Origin of the sequence: Mucilaginibacter sp. (assembly GCF_965201005.1) — a bacterium.
GTDB lineage: Bacteria > Bacteroidota > Bacteroidia > Sphingobacteriales > Sphingobacteriaceae > Mucilaginibacter_A.
Genome location: NZ_OZ241747.1, coordinates 27,070 through 45,359 on the forward strand (window position 1 = coordinate 27,070; position 18,290 = coordinate 45,359).

12 protein-coding genes are annotated in these 18,290 nt (G+C 45.2%); 4 read left to right on the top strand and 8 right to left on the bottom strand.

From position 1 onward, the window contains the following. The first annotated feature begins 8 nt into the window (after positions 1–8). Both ACOFKR_RS00155 and ACOFKR_RS00160 read left to right on the top strand, forming a co-directional pair. Entirely contained in the window at positions 9–1,229 is a 1,221-nt protein-coding gene (locus tag ACOFKR_RS00155) for an ATP-binding protein (protein ID WP_419802002.1), read from the top strand. Continuing rightward, on the top strand, positions 1,226–1,735 hold the full coding sequence (locus ACOFKR_RS00160) for a DinB family protein (RefSeq protein ID WP_419802003.1): 510 nt from the start codon (positions 1,226–1,228) through the stop codon (positions 1,733–1,735). Before ACOFKR_RS00155 ends, ACOFKR_RS00160 begins: the two co-directional genes overlap by 4 nt. 9 nt (positions 1,736–1,744) lie before the next feature. Here ACOFKR_RS00160 and ACOFKR_RS00165 read toward each other — a convergent pair whose 3' ends face one another. The 5 genes from ACOFKR_RS00165 to ACOFKR_RS00185 form a co-directional block, all read right to left on the bottom strand. Beyond that, positions 1,745–2,119, bottom strand: a complete 375-nt coding sequence (locus ACOFKR_RS00165; protein ID WP_419802004.1) for a DUF6249 domain-containing protein — start codon at positions 2,117–2,119, stop codon at positions 1,745–1,747. Positions 2,120–2,705: 586 nt separating this feature from the next. Continuing rightward, positions 2,706–4,592, bottom strand: coding sequence for a TonB family protein (locus tag ACOFKR_RS00170; RefSeq protein ID WP_419802005.1), 1,887 nt, complete (start codon positions 4,590–4,592; stop codon positions 2,706–2,708). A 2-nt stretch (positions 4,593–4,594) separates the two neighbouring features. Then, a complete protein-coding gene (locus tag ACOFKR_RS00175; protein ID WP_419802006.1) occupies positions 4,595–4,969 on the bottom strand; it encodes a BlaI/MecI/CopY family transcriptional regulator in 375 nt (124 codons plus the stop codon). Between the two features lie 274 nt (positions 4,970–5,243). Further along, positions 5,244–6,920 carry a GH39 family glycosyl hydrolase gene (locus ACOFKR_RS00180; RefSeq protein WP_419802007.1) on the bottom strand — a complete coding sequence of 559 codons (1,677 nt, stop codon included), beginning with the start codon at positions 6,918–6,920 and terminating at the stop codon, positions 5,244–5,246. 4 nt (positions 6,921–6,924) lie between these two features. After that, positions 6,925–7,173 (bottom strand): hypothetical protein, encoded by a 249-nt coding sequence (locus tag ACOFKR_RS00185; protein ID WP_419802008.1) that lies wholly within the window; start codon positions 7,171–7,173, stop codon positions 6,925–6,927. A 144-nt stretch (positions 7,174–7,317) separates the two neighbouring features. On the opposite strand from ACOFKR_RS00185, the gene ACOFKR_RS00190 reads away from it, so the two are divergent. Further along, positions 7,318–15,507, top strand: a complete 8,190-nt coding sequence (locus ACOFKR_RS00190) for a PKD-like domain-containing protein (protein WP_419802009.1) — start codon at positions 7,318–7,320, stop codon at positions 15,505–15,507. A 92-nt stretch (positions 15,508–15,599) separates the two neighbouring features. On the opposite strand, the gene ACOFKR_RS00195 is transcribed toward ACOFKR_RS00190, so the two are convergent. Genes ACOFKR_RS00195 through ACOFKR_RS00205 form a run of 3 tightly spaced genes read right to left on the bottom strand, consistent with a single transcriptional unit; the run spans position 15,600 to position 17,109 of the window. Continuing rightward, positions 15,600–16,028, bottom strand: a complete 429-nt coding sequence (locus tag ACOFKR_RS00195; RefSeq protein ID WP_419802010.1) for a c-type cytochrome — start codon at positions 16,026–16,028, stop codon at positions 15,600–15,602. After that, entirely contained in the window at positions 16,025–16,672 is a 648-nt protein-coding gene (locus ACOFKR_RS00200; protein ID WP_419802011.1) for an SCO family protein, read from the bottom strand. The genes ACOFKR_RS00195 and ACOFKR_RS00200 overlap by 4 nt, the downstream gene beginning before the upstream one ends. Beyond that, positions 16,669–17,109 carry a hypothetical protein gene (locus ACOFKR_RS00205; RefSeq protein WP_419802012.1) on the bottom strand — a complete coding sequence of 147 codons (441 nt, stop codon included), beginning with the start codon at positions 17,107–17,109 and terminating at the stop codon, positions 16,669–16,671. The genes ACOFKR_RS00200 and ACOFKR_RS00205 overlap by 4 nt, the downstream gene beginning before the upstream one ends. Positions 17,110–17,508: 399 nt before the next feature. On the opposite strand from ACOFKR_RS00205, the gene ACOFKR_RS00210 reads away from it, so the two are divergent. Next, positions 17,509–18,258 (top strand): YdcF family protein, encoded by a 750-nt coding sequence (locus tag ACOFKR_RS00210; RefSeq protein ID WP_419802013.1) that lies wholly within the window; start codon positions 17,509–17,511, stop codon positions 18,256–18,258. Positions 18,259–18,290: the final 32 nt, after the last annotated feature.

Sequence of the window (18,290 nt, forward strand, 5' to 3'; positions counted from 1 at the left end):
TGCCTTGAATGAACCCTTACGAACACAAACGCCAGTGGAACTACCTGCTGCTTGTTTTTGCTGCCATTATTGCCAGCGGATCTTTGTTTTACACCAATTATTTAGTTAAAAACATTGGCAAAGCAGAACACACGCGCGCCGAAGTTTGGGCCCGCACGATGCAGCAGCAGCTTTCTTCGGAGGACAATGATTTTTTAAATTACGTTTTTATTGTGCGCGACAGCCTTTCTGTACCGGCCATTATCACGGATAATCACGGCGAGATCAAGTTTGCCAAAGGACTGGATTCGACCAAAACCTTTATCGATGTAGAAGCAGACCATCAACCGGGAAAAAAGGCGGCCAAAAAATACGATCCGCGTTATTTTAAAGATCAGCTGGCTTCCATGAAAAGGCAGCACGCGCCCATCCGCCTCAACATCCCGAGCATGTTTGGCAACAGTTACTGGCTGGTTTATTACAAGGATTCGTTGTTGCTCACGCAGCTCAAAATTTTTCCGTACGTGCAGCTTTTGCTCATTGCGGTGTTTTTGATTGTGGCTTATACGGCTTTCAATTCTTCCCGAAAATCCGAGCAAAACCAGGTTTGGGTTGGTTTGGCCAAAGAAACGGCGCATCAGCTGGGCACGCCGATTTCTTCGTTAATGGCCTGGATTGAGTTGCTGAAAGATAAATTTGATGCCGAAGACGATCCGCTTTTGCTGGAGATGGACAATGACGTAAAAAGGCTGGAAATTGTGGCAGACCGTTTCTCTAAAATCGGCTCTAAACCCAACCTGGAACCGCAAGTGGTTTACGATGTGGTGAAAGATTATGTTGATTATTTTAAAGTGCGCGTAACCAATAAAATCAGTTTTGAACTTTTTGGCGATACCAAATTAAAAGCCGGACTGAACATTCCGCTGTTTGACTGGGTGCTGGAAAACCTGCTGAAAAACGCCGTGAACGCCATTGAAGGAACCGGTCAGATCAAGGTAATGATCCGCGGCAGCGCAGCCAAAAAATTAGTTTACATTGATGTAAGCGATACCGGAAAAGGCATTTCGCGGTCTAAATTTTTAACCGTTTTCCGTCCTGGCTACACCACGCGCAAACGCGGCTGGGGTTTGGGCTTATCGTTAACAAAAAGGATGATCGAAAATTACCATAACGGACAGATTTTTGTAAAAGATTCTGAAGTGGGCAAAGGCACCACATTCCGTATCATTTTAAAAAATATTGCAGCATGACCAAACCTCAACCCGAAGAATACGCGCCGTTTTACAAAAGATATATTGATTTAATTGGCGATTTGGATGTGCTGGAAACGCTGCAATCCAATCAAACTAAAAGCTATAATTTCTTCGGATCATTACCACCCGAAAAAGCTGATTTTGCTTATGCCGAAGGAAAATGGACGATAAAAGAAGTATTGGGTCATCTGATTGATAACGAGCGGATTATGAGTTATCGTTTGCTGCGGTTTTCGCGTGCCGATCATCATCCGCTGGCGGGTTTTAACGAAAACTTTTTTAGTTCGAGGTCCAATTACAAAACACGCACGCTGGCAAGTTTGGCCGATGAATTTTGTTTGCTTCGGAAAGCTAATTTTTATCTCTATCAAAACCTCAGCCCGGAACAATTAAAACGTAAAGGCATGGCCAGCAACGCAATGGTTTCTGTAAAAGCCCTGCTGTATATCATTGCCGGCCACGAGCTGCATCATCTCAAAATTATCCGTGAAAGATATTTGTAGATGCTGTTTTTACAGGTCTTTTTTCTGCTCGTTTTTACGCTCGACAAGATAGGAAATGAACAAGCCCAAGCCGCCAAAAATCGCAATCAACGCAAAATAAAGCGCTGTAGTATCAATATAACGGTTGGCATTACTAAATGCCATTTGATCCATTAAAAAAGCGATAAGAAGGCCTAATCCAGAACCTATTAAAAGTAAACCAAAAGTTAAGCTAAATGCTGGATTAACTTGTTTTTGTTTCGGCAAACTGGTTTGTGGTTCCATTCCGCGTTCTATCATTGCCATACGTTCTCTGCTTTTTAAGTAAACAATGCCATAAACCATTACAAATAAGCCAAGAGATACTATAATGATCATTAAAAGTGCTAAGTTTCCGGTGTCCATTTTAATTAAATTTAACTGTTTATAGCTATTCAGACCACCGCTTTTTCAATCAGGTTACACCTCGGCGTAAATAATTTTAGGTTGATAAAAGAAGCATTCAATAAGTTAAAATGCAAGGGTCGTCATACAAGTAACCACCCAGGTGCGGCTGCCCGGCAAAACGCCCGGAGGCGATCGGGTTTGCCTTGATTTTTTGTTTCTTTTTCATCAAGGAAAAAGAAATAGAAGAGGGAACGCAGTTCCTGATCAAAAAATATATGCTAAAAGAAGCATGATTGATAAAAGCAAACCTGCGGTTGCTGGCTTTATGTTCTTTTTGCTTGAACAAAAAGAACCAAAAATTCAAGAATGCCGGATCGCCTCCGGGCGGCATTCTTCCCTGCGCGCCTGAGTGGCTACCTGTCCGGCGGTCTTGCAAACGGCTCTTTATGGCGCTTATTTATAGCGGTTAATTCCTTTTGTCAGATGCTTCTATTATCGGTATAAAATCAGGCTGCTTTGAAGAAAATTCCTGATACATCCGGCACAAAAAGCAAAAAAAATCAGCACCGGTTTGGATGCTGATTTTTAAGTGGTAAAAGAAGCATTATGGCTTAGTTGTTTCTGTAGCCTTTTTGCCTTTTTTGGTGGTGATCAGGATTACACCATTTTTACCTTTATCGCCGTATTTTACAGTTGCAGAAGAATCTTTTAAAACGCTTATACTTTCAATATCAACTGGGTTAATAGTTTTCATAACATCATCTTTTGCTTCAACCCCATCTATAATGTATAAAGGCGGATGAGAATTTGTTTTTCCATCAATAATGAGTGTTGATGTTCTTTTAGCAGAGTCAGGAGAAACATAGCCAGTAACAACTATCCCTCCTGATGCATCTGGTTTACTATTAGAATTTGATGTTCCGTCATCCAGAGCAAAATTAACCGGCATCGTATAACTTACCCGAACTTTTCTTCCGTTTTGTATTCCGGGGTTCCATGCAGGAGATTCAGACAAAACTCGGACTGCTTCCCGCCCTGCACCTCCGCCAATATCACGTAAAACTTTAATATTGGAAAGTGAGCCATCTTTTTCTACAATAAAAGAAACAATTACGCGGCCTTGTATTTTTTGATCTTTAGCTTCTTTTGGATATTTAATATGGCTTGCCAAGAACATTGAAAAAGCTTTATCGCCTCCCATAAATGAAGGCAACATCTCTACTGCCGCGAAACTTACTACATCACTACCTGAAGGATGTTTATCGGCTACAATAGAATTGGCCATTGTTGGTCTTCTGTCTGGGAATACTATGATTTGCAGTTTTCCTTTAGCATTTGTAAACGACGTGATAGTGGCCGATTCAGCACGTTTATCAGTATATTTAAAAGTCAGGAAATCACCTTCTGTATAATCTGAAAAACTAAAATCTCCATCTGCATCAGTTACTGTGTGAAGGTTTTTTTTATCATACGAAACTTTTACACCAGCTAAAGGCTTGCCATTTATGTCCACCACTTTCCCTTTTAAATCCTGCACCGTTGCAGCCTTTAACCCCGACTTTTGTAAAGAGGTCGGCAAAACGTTGATTTGGTTAGATAAATCTACCGCCACTTCTTTGATCGGTGCCTCACTGCTGATATGATCGGCCAGTTTTTGGATGGTTTGCTGCCTGCTTACTGTGGCCGAAGTGAAAACCAGCATCAGCCCGAAAAGCGGTGCCGATAAACCATATTTTAGCAATGCACTTCTTTTGGATGGGTTTTTATGTAACATCATAATCCGTTGTTTAAGTAATGATTGATTGAAAAAACTGTTGACCAGCAAATTTGGCCGCACGCCCATTTTCTGGCTCAGCAGCAACAACGCGTAGTCGGATTTATCAACCCCGAAACCAACGGCATTTTTATCGGCCATAAATTCGTGGTTGTGTTTAATGGCTTTCTGGTAGAAATAAATAACCGGGTTAAACCAGTTCAGGATAGTCAGGATTTCAAACAAAAGCACATCGGCAGAGTGCAAATGCGCGGCGTGGGTGCTTTCGTGCTGATAAACCACTTCATATTCCGGCAGCCGGTCATCCACTTTAATCTGTCCGAAAAAAGAAAATGCCTGGCCGCTTTCGTTTTGCTGCATCAGCCTGCTCAGCGTAAAAAACCGATAAAACAACCGTGCAAAAAGCAGCATGGCCACCAGCCAGTAAACCGTTGTAAAAACCTGCGCAACGGTAAAACCGGTATTGATTTGGGGCGATACCTGATAAACAAAACCCGGGTTGATGTAATAAATGGTTTGCTGCACTTTTTGGGTGATAAACAGGTTTCTGACCCATTCCGACTGCATCATCGGGATAAAAAACGACAATATTGCCGCCGAAACCAAGTAAATCCGGTTCAGCATAAAATAGGTTTCCTTGCGCAAAAACAACAGGTAAAACCCGTAAAACAGTGCCAGATACAGGTTTGCCAAAATCAGGTAATGCCACCAGTTCATGATTATTTGTTTTTAAGTTTTTCAATTAGTTTCAGGATCTCGTCTGCTTCTTTCAGGTCGATTTTTTCCTTCTCTACAAAAAAGGAAAACATGCGTTCTACCGAGTTGTCAAAATAGCCGGTAAGCAGTTTGTCCGCAGAAAAATTTTGGTATTCTTCTTTGCTGATGATCGGGAAATACTGATGGCTTTTGCCAAAAGCATTGTGGCTGATAAAACCTTTGGTCTCCAGAATGCGGATGAACGTGGAAACGGTATTGTAGGCTGGTTTTGGCAGCGGCAGTTCGTCCAGCACTTCTTTTACGAAGGCTTTTTTTAGCTGCCACAGCACTTGCATAATCTGCTCTTCGGCGCGGGTTAGTTCTTTGATTGATTTCATGGAACTAAGCTAAAACTATTTATTTAGTTTTTCAACTAAAAAACTAAATTTTTTTTTGAAGGATCATAAATGCAGAATTTTAGGTAAAGTGCCTGCGTAAATTTTTGCGGCTGCTATTGGTTTTGGCAGCGCATCTTCAGCATAAAACCAAATTTATACCTGTAAAAACAGTATTGTGTTTTGATAAGCCACTGCGGATTAAAAAGATAGAAAAGCAAAATTTTGCAACTTTACTTAATCAGATAACGGAAAAATTTTGCGTTAAACTGCGGTTTTACTTCCAATCCAATTTTAGTAGTTCTACGCCTTGCCGTTCTAAGTTGATGGTTAGGTTCAATTGTCCGTTTTTAACCATTAAATTTTCTGTTTTTCCGGCTGTTTGCAGCATTCCGGCTTTTTCCAGTTGTGCAATTTGTGCCGAAGTTGGCTGCTGCGGAGAACCCATTTTTTTCCACAGATTATAAGAATTGCTATGGCTTTGGTCGATCAGAAACCGGGTAAGCGATACTGTTTTTACCGGCAAATTTTTCAGGTTGATGTGGATTATCGTTGCCGCTTCCTGCACGTCGTCATCGTGATAATTCCACACCAATACCGCAGCCGTATTTTTGGTCGTAGAAGCCAGGCCGCCAATATCCGTTCCGTTCCGGATGCTCGAATCGCGTACTGTTTTTAGCGGGTAAAAATTGGTGCCCGTAACTTCTACGCGGTTGCCGCTCATCTTGCCAAACATCCGGAAAACGTTTAAAACCGGTTTGTCCACGCCGTTGGTGGCCAAATCGCGGAAACCATAAAACCAGGGCTGGTTTTCAAACTCGAACGACCAGGAAACCGCTCCTTTAAAATTCACGCCGTACTGATCGGCCAGCAAATATTCCCGTGCAAAAGAAGCAGCCGTATAGCTGGAAAACATCGTGCCGTTGCGGTACGCGTTTTCCGGGTTGGTTTGCATCCCGCAGGCCGCGCAGCCTTCCGGGTCAGATTCGCCGACAATAACCGGCAGGTTTTGTGTCTGCGGATATGATCTGACGATTTTAAAACCGGCTTCAATATCGCGCAGCTGCGTGCCCATGTTCATCCGCACCACGCCGTTTATTAATCTGGGCGATCCTTTGGCATGAAACAAAACGGCATCCAGCGGCGAACCGATTTTGCCCGTAACATAATTAGTGTCCGAAATGCAATGCTGCAAAAACCCGCGCAAAAACTTCGTTCCGCCTGCGCCGCCGGTTCCGGCCACATTGCAGCCGCCAATTTTTGCGGTTGGCAAAGCGCGTTTTACACCATCGGCAGCATAATCATACAGTTTATAAAATTCCGGCACGGTGCCTTTCCAGTAGTCGCCGTTCGGTTCGTTCCAAACTTCCCAATACCAGCTTTCCACTTCTTTCTGGCCATATCTTTTCACGCAATGTTTCACCCATTCGTAAACCAGGTTGCCCCATTTTTCATAGCTTTTTGGCGGATAAGCCCAGCCCGTAATAATCTCATTATAAGGATGTCCCGGCTTCCAGTAATGGCGGTAAGGCTGCGGATGTGTGGACAAAGCTTCGGGCATAAAACCAATTTGCGCCAGCGGTTTGATGCCGCGTTTTACATAAGTATCAAAAATGCGGTCAACAATGGTAAAATCATAAACCGGGCGGCCGTTTTTATCTTCTGTGTAGATGTTGGTAGAGCCCCATTTCAGCGCAGCCGTTCCGTCGCCGGAAGTCATTAAATTGTGCGTGCGGAAATAAACCGGGTTTTTGCTGAGCCGGGAAAGTTCTGAAAGCAGTTTCCGGCCGTCTTTCATGTACGCGTAGTTCGGTTCATCTGCCCCAAACCACGACCAGACCGGTTTCATCGCGCCGATTTTTTTACCAAAATCAACCTGCAGCGAAGCCTTTTTTTGTGCCTTTGCCTCGATAAAAGAAGCAAGCAGCAAAGCGGTACAAAAAAGTTTTTTCATCAGGTTAATCATTTTGGTTGTGTTTTACATCGATTTTTTGTGCGGTAAAAACAGTATGGCCAGGCAGGCCAATGCTTCTTTTAGCAGGTAAATTTTTGCTTTTGCAGATCAGGTTCGGTTGCATCGGTTTGGGTAGGCCCGGTTTTTTTTGAAATAAATATCGAATGATTTTTCCGGATTTCCCTTCCTTAAAAATAGAAATTATCCGCAGAAAACAAACGGACGTGATAAATGCCGGTAAAAATTTCAGCATCAGCAGCTTATACTGTTTTTATCAGCCAAAAACCAAGCTATAATTTTTTGTTGCCCCATTTTTTGATTGGGGAAAATTATCCGCATAACTTGATCTGGCAAAACACGTACAACCACTTTCACAGAATTTTTAAGCGGATGATGGATGAAGCAATTTTACCCTAAACTGCAAAAAGCGCTGTTCCTGATTGCGTTTTTTACATTGTTTTTTACCTTATCAAAAGCACAAACTTTAACGCTCGGCAGCGTTGATGCCGGGCCATATACGCCCGGATCGACCATTGCGGTGCCGTTAACAACAAGCGGGAACTGTATCAAACCTGACAACGTTTTTGAATTGTATATTTCCTCTGTTCCGGGCGGCGTGCCGGATACAAAAATTGGTTCTTACAACGGATTTTACGCTAATTTTGTAAACGGGATTATACCAAGCGGCTTAACACCAGGCAGTTATAACCTGGCCATCAAATCCACAATGGATGCGGCCACCTCTACAACAGCAACCATCAATATCAGTGCAGGAAGCCCGGTAGAGGCAAAACTAACCTCATCCCTGCCGCTTTTAAACAGTAATTATCCTGATGTTTTTGGTAATTGTTCGGGCAATGGCACTACTTACAATTTTACCAACAGTTCTACCGGTAATGCAACTGTTACCACTGATGTTTTTGATGAAATCAATCAAACAGACATAGGTCCTTTAACTTTCAATGCTTCACAAAATGCTTCTTTTAATGCTGCAAAAGTAAATTATACCATTTTTGTAAAAGCTGTTTCCGGCGGAACCGTAGGCACAAAGGCTTACCAGTTGATCAACAACAGGTTAAGCACAAACTTCGGGACCACCAGCGGAGACCCGGTTTGCTTGATAAACGGACAAGGTGTTTTGATGTACACCATTTTGCCCGCGGCCATACAGAATAATTATCCGGGCAATATATACCGGGTTGACTGGGGCGACGGAACATTCAGCCAATACACTTTATGCGATTTATTACTGTCAAACGGGCAGTTATCACATGCTTATGTAAGAACTTCCTGCGGCACCAGCAGCGGCGGCCAGATAAACAGTTTCCCGGTCAATGCACAGGCAAGCAGCAACATTTGCGGTACACTTGGCTCTCCTTTAACCAGTTACGCAAAAGTGGTGTCCCAGCCGGTCAACAGTTTTAACGGCCCTCAAAGTGCCTGTTTAAATGTTCCGGTTACTTATGGAAACGCCTCAGACCCGGGACAGGATGCTTCCAACAACGCTGCAAACTGCCAGAATAATAACGCCTTATATACCTGGATTATTGATATTGGCACGCCAAACGAAACGCAGTTTAGCGGCTATGCTTTAACTACTCCTTTTACCTATACTTTTACTACATCCGGCCATCATACCGTTACTTTACGGTACGAATCCCAAAGCAATACCGTTTGCTCAGCTGCTGACCTTACTAAAGACGTTTGCGTTTTAGCCCCGCCACGGCCGGATTTTAATTTAACGTCATCCACCATTTGCAGCAGTAGTTCAATTATACCAAATGATCAATCTTTTACAGATAATTCCTGTAATTCTATCCCGGCAAACAATCTCTATACCTGGAGTGTAACCGGCCCGGCAGGGGTTTCCTACCTGAACAGCACAACGGTCAACAGCCATCAGCCTGAAATTAAATTTGTTACTCCCGGCGTTTACACACTTACTTTATCCATCGGCACAGAAAGTTGCGGAAACGTCAGCACGTCGCAAACCATCACGGTAAATGCTTCGCCAACGGTTACTCTGTCGCCCAATTATTCGGTTTGCGGAAATGGCAAAACGCTCACTTTTGCCAATAATGCCGGTGCTACGCAGGTTATATTTACCGGCACTACAACAGATCAGCCGAATACGTATAACTGGACAGTAAGCGGCGGTAATTATCATTTTGTAAATGGCACTACCGCGGCCTCTAAATATCCGCAGATTTTGTTTGATGATTTTGGCGTTTATACGATTACGGCCACGCAAACCAATAACTGCGGAACAGACAGTAAATCGCAGCAAATAGACTTTAAGCAATCGCCGAACATCAGTGCCGGGCCGGATCAAACCGTTTGTCCGGATGTAAGCGTACAATTGGCCGGAACAATTACCGGGCCTGCTCCGCAAAGCTTTTTGTGGGTTGGCGGAAACGGGACTTTTTCGCCAAACAACACTACTTTAAATGCTATTTACACACCAACCAATGCTGAAACTAATGCCGGGCAGGTAAGGTTAACGCTGGTTGTACAAACCGGCAATCCGGTGCCATGCGATCAGCTGGAAGATGAAGTAATTATCACCATCAACCCAAGAAACGGCGTAACCAGTTCATCGGCAACCAGCATTTGTACAGGCAATGCGGTGGCTTATCATCCAACGGCACAGCAAACGGGCAGCACTTTCACCTGGACTTCCACCGTAACCAACGGCAGCATTAGTGGTAACAGTGCCAGTGGTTCGGGTGATATCAATGATGTATTGACTGATAATGACGCTGTTAATAACGGAACCGTAACTTATATGATAACGCCGGTAAGCAATGGCTGCCCGGGAACGGCTTTCCAGCTAACAGTTACGGTTACGCCGCGGCCAATCATCAGCATAAATTCCACTACGAACACGATTTGCAGCGGACAAGGCGCAGGCATTACTTTTACCTCTAATTTAAGCGGCACAACTTTTAAGTGGACAACCTCCGCAACCTCCAACGTTTATGGCAACAACAGCCAGACGGCGGGCAATTTTACCGGCATAAACGAAGTATTGACCAATACTTCGGCCACTACACAAGGCACGGTTACTTATACGATTACCCCAATTAGTGCTTCCGGCTGTGAGGGAACGCCGGTTATGGTAACCATTAGCGTACAGCCACTGCCGGTGCAGGCAAATGCAGGCCCGGACCAGCAGCTTTGCAGCGCATCAACAACTACTTTAAGCGGAAATTCGCCGGGCGTTTCTACCGGTTTTTGGTCGCTAAGATCAGGACAAACAGGTATAACTTTTGCAGATGCCACACAACCGAATACCACGGTTAGCGGCTTACAGCCGGGAATAACTTACACTTTCCGCTGGACGATTACCGGTGCCGCCCAATGTACGCCAACTTTTGATGAGGTTGATGTTAATAATTTATCGCCCTTAACCAATACCATTAGTTTTGGTAGTCCGGCAGTTTGTTATGGCCAAACAATTACGATTATTGGCACTCAGCCTTCCGGGGGAACCGGTACGTATGTTTACAGCTGGGAAAGCAGCACGGATAATGTCAACTGGACAACCAGCAGCGGGCAAAGTGGCCGTGATTATACCTTCATCGGTACACAAAATATTTCTATCCGCAGAATTGTAACTTCCGGTACTTGCAGCAGTATGAGTTCGCCGATCAGTATTATGGTGCAACCAGCCATCGGCAATAATACTATCACGGCCAATCAAAGCATTTGTTACAATACGGCACCTGCACAATTAAACGGAAGTACGCCAAGCGGTGCCGATAACAATTATACTTACCAATGGCAAAGCAGCACGGATAATGGCACCAGCTGGTTTGCCATCAGCGGCAGCAATACGCAAAATTACCAGCCGGTAGCGTTAACGGCATCTACACAATTCCGGCGTGTGGTTACTTCGGCATTGTGCAGCGGCGCGCAGCAAAATATCAGCAACCCAGTTACCATTACTGTTGCGCCGCAGAACAATAACATGCTCACCAGTGCTGCCAATCTGGCAATTTGTACGGGTACTACATTAAACTATCAGCCAACAGCACAGCAGGCGGGCACTGTTTTTACCTGGGTTTCTTCGGCAACTTCCAATATCAGCGGCAACTCCGCCAGCGGAACCGGGAACATTACCGATCAGCTGATCAATTCGGATCCAAACAGCAACGGCACGGTTACTTACACCATCACCCCAAACAACAACGGTTGCCCCGGTGCTTCTTTTACCCTGCAAATTTTGGTAACGCCGGTTCCGCGGGCAATTATTACGCACAGCGGCGATCAGATTTGCAGTGGCAATCCAACCGGCATTACGTTTACCACCAATGTTCCGGGTGTTATGCTGAAGTGGACTTCGGATAATGTGCCGGGAATTTATAGTAACAACAACCAGGTAACGCCGGTAATTGCCACCCGTATTGATGATGTTTTGCAAAGCGGGATCACTACACCGGCCACGATTGTTTACCATATCACGCCAGTTAGTCCGGGCGGCTGCGAAGGCCCAACCGTTGATGCCAGCGTAACGGTATTACCAATTCCGGTTACGGCCAATGCCGGTGCCGATGCACAGCTTTGTAACGCTGTAACTTATACATTGAACGGGAATAATCCTGCCCCTTCTGCCGGGAAATGGACGGTTACCTCTGGCCAGACAACTGTGGTTTTTTCCAACGATACCCAAAGCAACGCAACCGTTAGCGGTTTGCTGCCCGGCCAGATTTATACTTTCCGCTGGACGATCACCAGCACCGGCGGCTGTTCTGTTTCTACGGATGACGTCACGATTTCTGATTTTTCTGAAATCATCAATACCATTAGCTTCAACAGTCCGGCGTTTTGTTATGGCCAAACGGTTACCATTTCCGGTAATCAGCCAACCGGCGGAACCGGAAGCTTCGTTTATACCTGGGAAAGTAGTACCGATGGCAACAACTGGACAACTATAACCGGCGAAAGCAGCCGTTTTTACACGTTCACTGCTGCACAAAATATTTATTTGAGGCGGGTTGTAAGTTCCGGGCCATGTATTAATATCAGCAATGTGATCCAGTTATTTGTGCAGCCGCCAATTGACAATAATACAATTACTGCCGATCAAGCCATTTGCTACAACAACACGCCGGTTTTATTAACCGGAAGCACGCCAACCGGTGGTGATGGCAATTTCAATTATCAGTGGCAATCAAGCAATGATAATGGTGCCAGCTGGAACAGCATAAATGGTGCAAATACAATTAATTATCAGCCGGTCGCACTGCTGATGACTATGCAGTTCCGCCGCATTGTAACAACCGGATTGTGTGTGAACGATCAGCAAAACATCAGCAACCTGGTTACCATAACCGTTACACCGCAAAACAGCAACGCCGTAACCAGTGCCAACAGTGTGGCTATTTGTACCGGCAATTCGGTAGCTTATCATCCAACGGCACAGGCGGCCGGTACTGTTTTTACATGGGTTTCTTCGGCGTCGGCTTCAGTTACCGGCAACTCGGCCAGCGGCACGGGCGATATTAATGATGTGCTGACGAACGCTGACCCCACAGCAAACGGAACGGTAACTTATACTATCACGCCGGTAAACAATAATTGTCCGGGAGTGCCTTTTACCTTGATCGTGAATGTTACGCCGCGGCCAATCCTCAGCGTAAACACTACGGCAAACACCATTTGCAGCGGACAACCAACCGGCATCACTTTTAGCTCCAATTTAAGCGGGACCACCTTTAAATGGACCAGCAACGCTTCCGCAGGCATTTATGGCAACAACCAGCAGCAACCGGTTTTTGCCAGCCGGATTGATGATGTGCTGACCAATACATCTGCCACAAACTCCGGAACGGCAACTTATGTAATTACACCTGTTGGCCCCTCTGGCTGCGAAGGCGCGCCGATGACCATTATCATCACGGTACAACCAGCCGCAGTGCAGGCAAATGCCGGCCCGGATGAGCAGATTTGCAGTGCCACCAATTACGTTTTAAAGGGAAATGACCCGGGAATTGCGGCAGGCAGATGGACCGTAACTTCCGGCCAAACTGTGATTTTTGCTGACGCCACTAAATACAATACAACCGTTAGCGGTTTATTGCCACGCCAGCAATATACCTTCCGCTGGACGATTACTGGCGCGGCACAATGTACAGCAACTTTTGATGATGTAGTAATTACCGATCTGGAAAGCGTGACCAACACGATCAGTTTTGCCGGGCCGGTTTGCTACAGCCAAACGGTTACCATTACCGGAGATCAGGCTACGGGCGGAACCGGAAGCTTCGTTTATGCCTGGGAAATCAGTGCCGATAACAACACCTGGACGGTTGTAATCGGACAAACAGGCCGAAATTATACCTTTACCGGTACACAAACGGTTTATGTGCGCCGCACTGTAACTTCCGGCCCTTGTACCAGCGTGAGTGCACCGGTTTTAGTTGTGGTGCAGCCCGCCATCAGCAATAATTCAGTTTCTGCCGATCAGCAGGTTTGCTACAACAGTGCGCCGGAAATGATGACGGGAAGCGTACCAGCCGGAGCCGATGGGCATTACGTTTACCAATGGCAAAGCAGCACAGACAATGGTGCCACCTGGACCAATATCAGCGGTGCCAGTTTGCAGGATTACCAGGCTGGCAATTTAACGGTTGGCACGTGGTTCCGTCGTGTGGTAAGTTCAACTTTATGTACCGGCCCGCAGCAAAGCATCAGCAATGTTATCAAAATGACGGTGAACCCCGTGCCGGTTGCCGCTTATACTTTCAGCAAAGATCTGGCTTGTATCCCGTTTGCCATTACTGCGGCCAACATTAAAGCCACCGCTTCCGATGCTAACAGTGCCTACAACTGGTATGCAGACGGCACGCTGATCGGCACAGGCATCAATTTCCCCGGTTATACCATTACTACAGACGATACGCATGTGGAAATCAAGTTGGTGGCCAGCAGCAAATACGGATGTGCCGATGCTGTTTTTACCCATGTTTTTTCGACCATAAAAGAAGTAAAAGCAGGTTTCGCCCAAAACCAGACCAAAGGCTGCGGCCCGCTTACGGTTACGTTCAGCAATACTTCTGATCCGCAAAACCTGGCTACGTATTCCTGGGATTTCGGCAACGGGACAACCTCAACCCAGGCCAGCCCAAACCCGGTTACTTACGCGGCGCGCACGGATGGAAAAGACACCACTTACACCATCACACTCAAAGCGATGACAACCTGCGGCATCCGCACGGCAACTTCTACCGTAGTAGTGCGGCCGAAACCGGTTTCGATTTTTACACCCGATAAAACTACGGGCTGCTCTCCGCTAACGGTTAATTTCAACAACACCTCTCCCGGAACCGGCAACACTTATACTTATGATTTTGGCGATGGTACCACGCAGGTCATTACCGATAATCGAGCGGTCAACCACACGTATATCGCACCAAACAATAAAGTTTTTACGGTAAAAATGACGGCGCAAAACGAGTGCGGCATCAGTACTACGCAGTATAACATCAGCATTGCCCCAAACACGGTTTTGCCGCAGCTGATTGTGGATGGCGATCAAAAAGCCGGTTGTGCGCCCTGGACGGTCCAGTTTCATAACAACACCAAAGGCGGCACTTATTTTACGTATGATTTTGGCGATGGCACAACGCTGTCTTCGGTTTCTGCGCCGGAAGTGGTGAGCCATACTTTCCTGAAAGACGGTATTTACAAGGTAGTTATGAAGGCAACCAACGGCTGCTCGGATACTTCGGCTTCGCAATCCATCACGGTTTATCCGCAGCCGGTGGTTGGTTTTGCGGCCGATATTACTAAAGGCTGCACGCAACTGACGGTCAACTTCATCAACAAAACAAACGGCAACAACACCTATCTTTGGGATTTTGGCGATGGCAGCACCTCAAACATGGCCAACCCAACGCATACTTTCCAGGCCCGCAGTACGCCTTACACCATCAGTTTGATTGCCAGAAACCTGCTGGGCTGCCCGGATACGGCCATAATGAAAAACTATATTTCAGTTGTCCTTCCGCCAAAAGCAGCTTTCCGCGCTAACCCGGATAGCGTGATTGTGTATCCGCATTACAGCTTCTCGTTTAAAGATCAAAGTGATAATTTGCCAATTTTATGGAAATGGAGTTTTGGTGATGGCAGCACTTCAACCAAACAAAACCCGGAACATACTTACCGCGATACCGGCGTTTACAAAGTAAATCTGGTGGTTTACAATGTGCAGGGCTGTGCCGATACCATCACACATAAAGTGCAGATAACGGGTGTGCCTGGTCAGCTTTTTGTGCCGAACGCCTTTATGCCGAACAGTAAATTTGAAGAACTCAGAACATTTAAGATCAAAGGTTCGGGCATTAAAAACTGGCGGATGCGCGTGTTCAACAAATGGGGACAAGTGATTTGGGAAAGCACCAAACTAACCAGCCGCGGCGAACCGGTTGAGGGCTGGGACGGGATGATGAACGGTGCGCCGGCCCCGCAAGGCGTATATTTTTGGCAGGTAGATGCCACTTACCTTAACGGCGGCCAGTGGGAAGGCATGAGTTATCATGGCAGCACGCCAAGCCGCACCGGCGTGATCCATTTGATACAGTAATTGGGTTGGAGGTTTTGGGGTGATGGGTTTTAGGTTGATAAAAGAAGTATCGGTTTAGCGGCGATGCTTCTTTTATCGGGTAAAAATCAGGCTCACTCCCCGCACTTACTTAAATCCGCAGTAACTTTTTCCAAACCGTAAACACCTTGTTTATTGCCAAACGTATTGGTGATGAAAGTGATCACTTCTGCAATTTCTATCGGTGCCAGCTGGGTTTGCGCAGGCATTTTCCCGTTGTAAAACTTACCGTTTACCACAATTAATCCCTGCTGTCCGTTTTGGATGAGGCAGGCCAGCTTGTTTTTGTTTTTGCTGAGGTAATCTGCCTTTTGCAAACCGGGGATCAAATCGCCCAAACCTTCACCGTTTTCGGCATGGCAGTTTTGGCAATTGGTTTGATAAATACTTTTCCCGATGGTGTAATATTTCTGATATTCCAACTCAGATTCGCTTTGGCAGGAAAACAGAAAGGTTAAAAGGACAAAGGCAAAAGGCAAAAACCACACACAGAAACGCTTCATGCTTTTGCGTTTTCTTCCTCCATCAAAACCTTTACATCGGCAATCAGTTGTTGTACTTGTTTTTTGTCTGTTCCGTCATAAGCCCCGCGGACACGGCCTTTTTTATCTACCAAAACCAGCCAGCCCTGGTGCACATAACCGCCCGGCGCACGGCCATCTTCGGCTACAGAAACCAAGTAATTTTTCTCGGCCAATTGGTAAACTTCTTCCTTTTTCCCCAGCAAAAAATACCACTGGTCTGCCTTTGCGCCAAGCTTTTCGGCATAAGTTTTTAAAACCGGAATGGTATCATGCCGCGGATCAATGGTGAAAGAAACCAGTTTAAAATCCGGTTTTCCCTCGTAAGCTTTAAAAACCGTGAGCATGTTGCGCTGCATGGTCGGGCAGATGGACGGGCAGGAGGTGAAGAAAAAATCAGCCACATAAATCTTGCCGTTCAGGCTTTGCTGGGTGATGGTTTTCCGCTCCTGATCTACAAAACTAAATGGCGGGATAGTGGCGTAAACCGTATCTGTAACCTGCTTGCCGTCAATGGTTTTGGTAATCGGCTGCCGGTCACCATAAATAGGCAGTTTAGTGGCGTTTTTTTGATTACAGGCTGTAAAAGCAAGCAAAGCCAGCAAGGGTAAAATCAGTTTTTTCATTTCTTCTTAAATTTTAACAGATATTGGCCGGAGGCCTGGTTGACAGAATCATACTGTTTGTTGATCTGCGAAACCTGTTTTTTCTGCTGACCTAAATAATCCATGATCTGCTGGTGCGATTTGCCCGAAAAATCCGGGTTGTACTTGTTCATCCAATCACTCATGGCATCATCGGTTTGCATAATTTTGCTGCTCAACCGGCGCATGTTTTTGTTTTCTGCAGCGGTGTCCAAACTGGGGAATGCTGTTTTTATGCTATCTTTTTTCAGGAGCAGCGTATCCATTTTCATCTTGTTTTGCATCGCCGTTTCGCCATCGGCCATCACTTTTTCGTGCAGGTCCATCACCTGGCTTTCCAAAGTTTTTTCTTCTTTCCGGGAATCTTTGCAGGCAGCAAAAACCAACATCAAAAGCAATACACAAAGTTTGTTTTTCATTTTAAATTATATAACCTTAACCATTTTTAATCAGTTGCATTTCGGGCAAACGCCGGGCTTATCTTTTAAATCATCGGCTCAAAACCTGTTTGATACTGTTTTTACAGGCAAAAACTTTGGCTTCCTGTTTAGTTTGAAGAATGGTGCTGACCGTAAGCCGAAAACAACGCCGGCAAAACGATAGCTTAAAAAAGTTTTTCATACCAGAAAGCAATTGCTACTGATATAAAATTTTACTGCCTAAAAGAAGCATTGCCTAAAAACAACGATGCAAAGGTAAGTGGCGGTGGCGGTTTTACAGTCTGCCGAAAACCATTTTAACCGGAATTTTACGCTGATAAAAATGTAATTTCGGTTTTTGTGCCACCTAAAAGCTTCACCAATACGTAAAAGCCTTGCATGTATTTCTTTTTTTCTAAATTACTGATCTACTTTTTACATCCGCTCAACTGGATTTTGATCCTGCTGATCATGGCTGTTTTCATCAAAAATAACCGTTATAAACGTTCTACAATTTTGGCTGCAACAATCGTTTTCCTGTTGTTTTCCAATTCTTTTTTGCTGAACAAAGTTGCCGCCAGCTGGGACATTAAACCGGTAATTTTACCCAAACAAACCTATAGTTGTGCGTTGGTTTTAGGCGGATATATTTCTGAATACGATAAAAACACAGGTTTTTTTAACGGTGCCGCAGACCGGTTTATCCAAGCACTCAAACTAAAAGAAAGCGGCACAGCTTTACACCTGCTTTTTACCGGTGGCAATGCCAGTTTAACGCCAGATGGTTTTGTAGAAGGCAACTGGCTGCGGCAGGAGCTGCAGCCTTACCACTTTGCAGACAGCACGCTGCTTTTTGAAACGCAATCCCGCAATACCATCGAAAATATCCGTTTTTCTAAAGCCATTTTACAAGCAAAACACCTGCCGCCGCCATATTTGCTGGTTACTTCGGCTTTCCATATGCGCCGCGCTTTGCTTGTTTGCAAAAAAGCCGGTTTGCAGGTTGTGCCCTTTCCCTGCGATCTTTCTCCTGCCGAAACCCAGTTTTCTTTTGATGATTACTTCCTTCCTTCTGCGGATGCCCTTAGCGGCTGGAACAACTATTTAAAAGAGTTTGTTGGGTATCTCATTACTTCTTTTAAGCACTAAATTTTAGTTTTTTATCAAATTAAATACATACA

Coding starts and splice junctions, on each gene's coding strand:
- ACOFKR_RS00155 (WP_419802002.1), top strand. CDS start 9: ATGAACCCTTACGAACACAAACGCCAGTGGAACTACCTGCTGCTTGTT.
- ACOFKR_RS00160 (WP_419802003.1), top strand. CDS start 1,226: ATGACCAAACCTCAACCCGAAGAATACGCGCCGTTTTACAAAAGATAT.
- ACOFKR_RS00165 (WP_419802004.1), bottom strand. CDS start 2,119: ATGGACACCGGAAACTTAGCACTTTTAATGATCATTATAGTATCTCTT.
- ACOFKR_RS00170 (WP_419802005.1), bottom strand. CDS start 4,592: ATGAACTGGTGGCATTACCTGATTTTGGCAAACCTGTATCTGGCACTG.
- ACOFKR_RS00175 (WP_419802006.1), bottom strand. CDS start 4,969: ATGAAATCAATCAAAGAACTAACCCGCGCCGAAGAGCAGATTATGCAA.
- ACOFKR_RS00180 (WP_419802007.1), bottom strand. CDS start 6,920: ATGAAAAAACTTTTTTGTACCGCTTTGCTGCTTGCTTCTTTTATCGAG.
- ACOFKR_RS00185 (WP_419802008.1), bottom strand. CDS start 7,173: ATGCTGAAATTTTTACCGGCATTTATCACGTCCGTTTGTTTTCTGCGG.
- ACOFKR_RS00190 (WP_419802009.1), top strand. CDS start 7,318: ATGAAGCAATTTTACCCTAAACTGCAAAAAGCGCTGTTCCTGATTGCG.
- ACOFKR_RS00195 (WP_419802010.1), bottom strand. CDS start 16,028: ATGAAGCGTTTCTGTGTGTGGTTTTTGCCTTTTGCCTTTGTCCTTTTA.
- ACOFKR_RS00200 (WP_419802011.1), bottom strand. CDS start 16,672: ATGAAAAAACTGATTTTACCCTTGCTGGCTTTGCTTGCTTTTACAGCC.
- ACOFKR_RS00205 (WP_419802012.1), bottom strand. CDS start 17,109: ATGAAAAACAAACTTTGTGTATTGCTTTTGATGTTGGTTTTTGCTGCC.
- ACOFKR_RS00210 (WP_419802013.1), top strand. CDS start 17,509: ATGTATTTCTTTTTTTCTAAATTACTGATCTACTTTTTACATCCGCTC.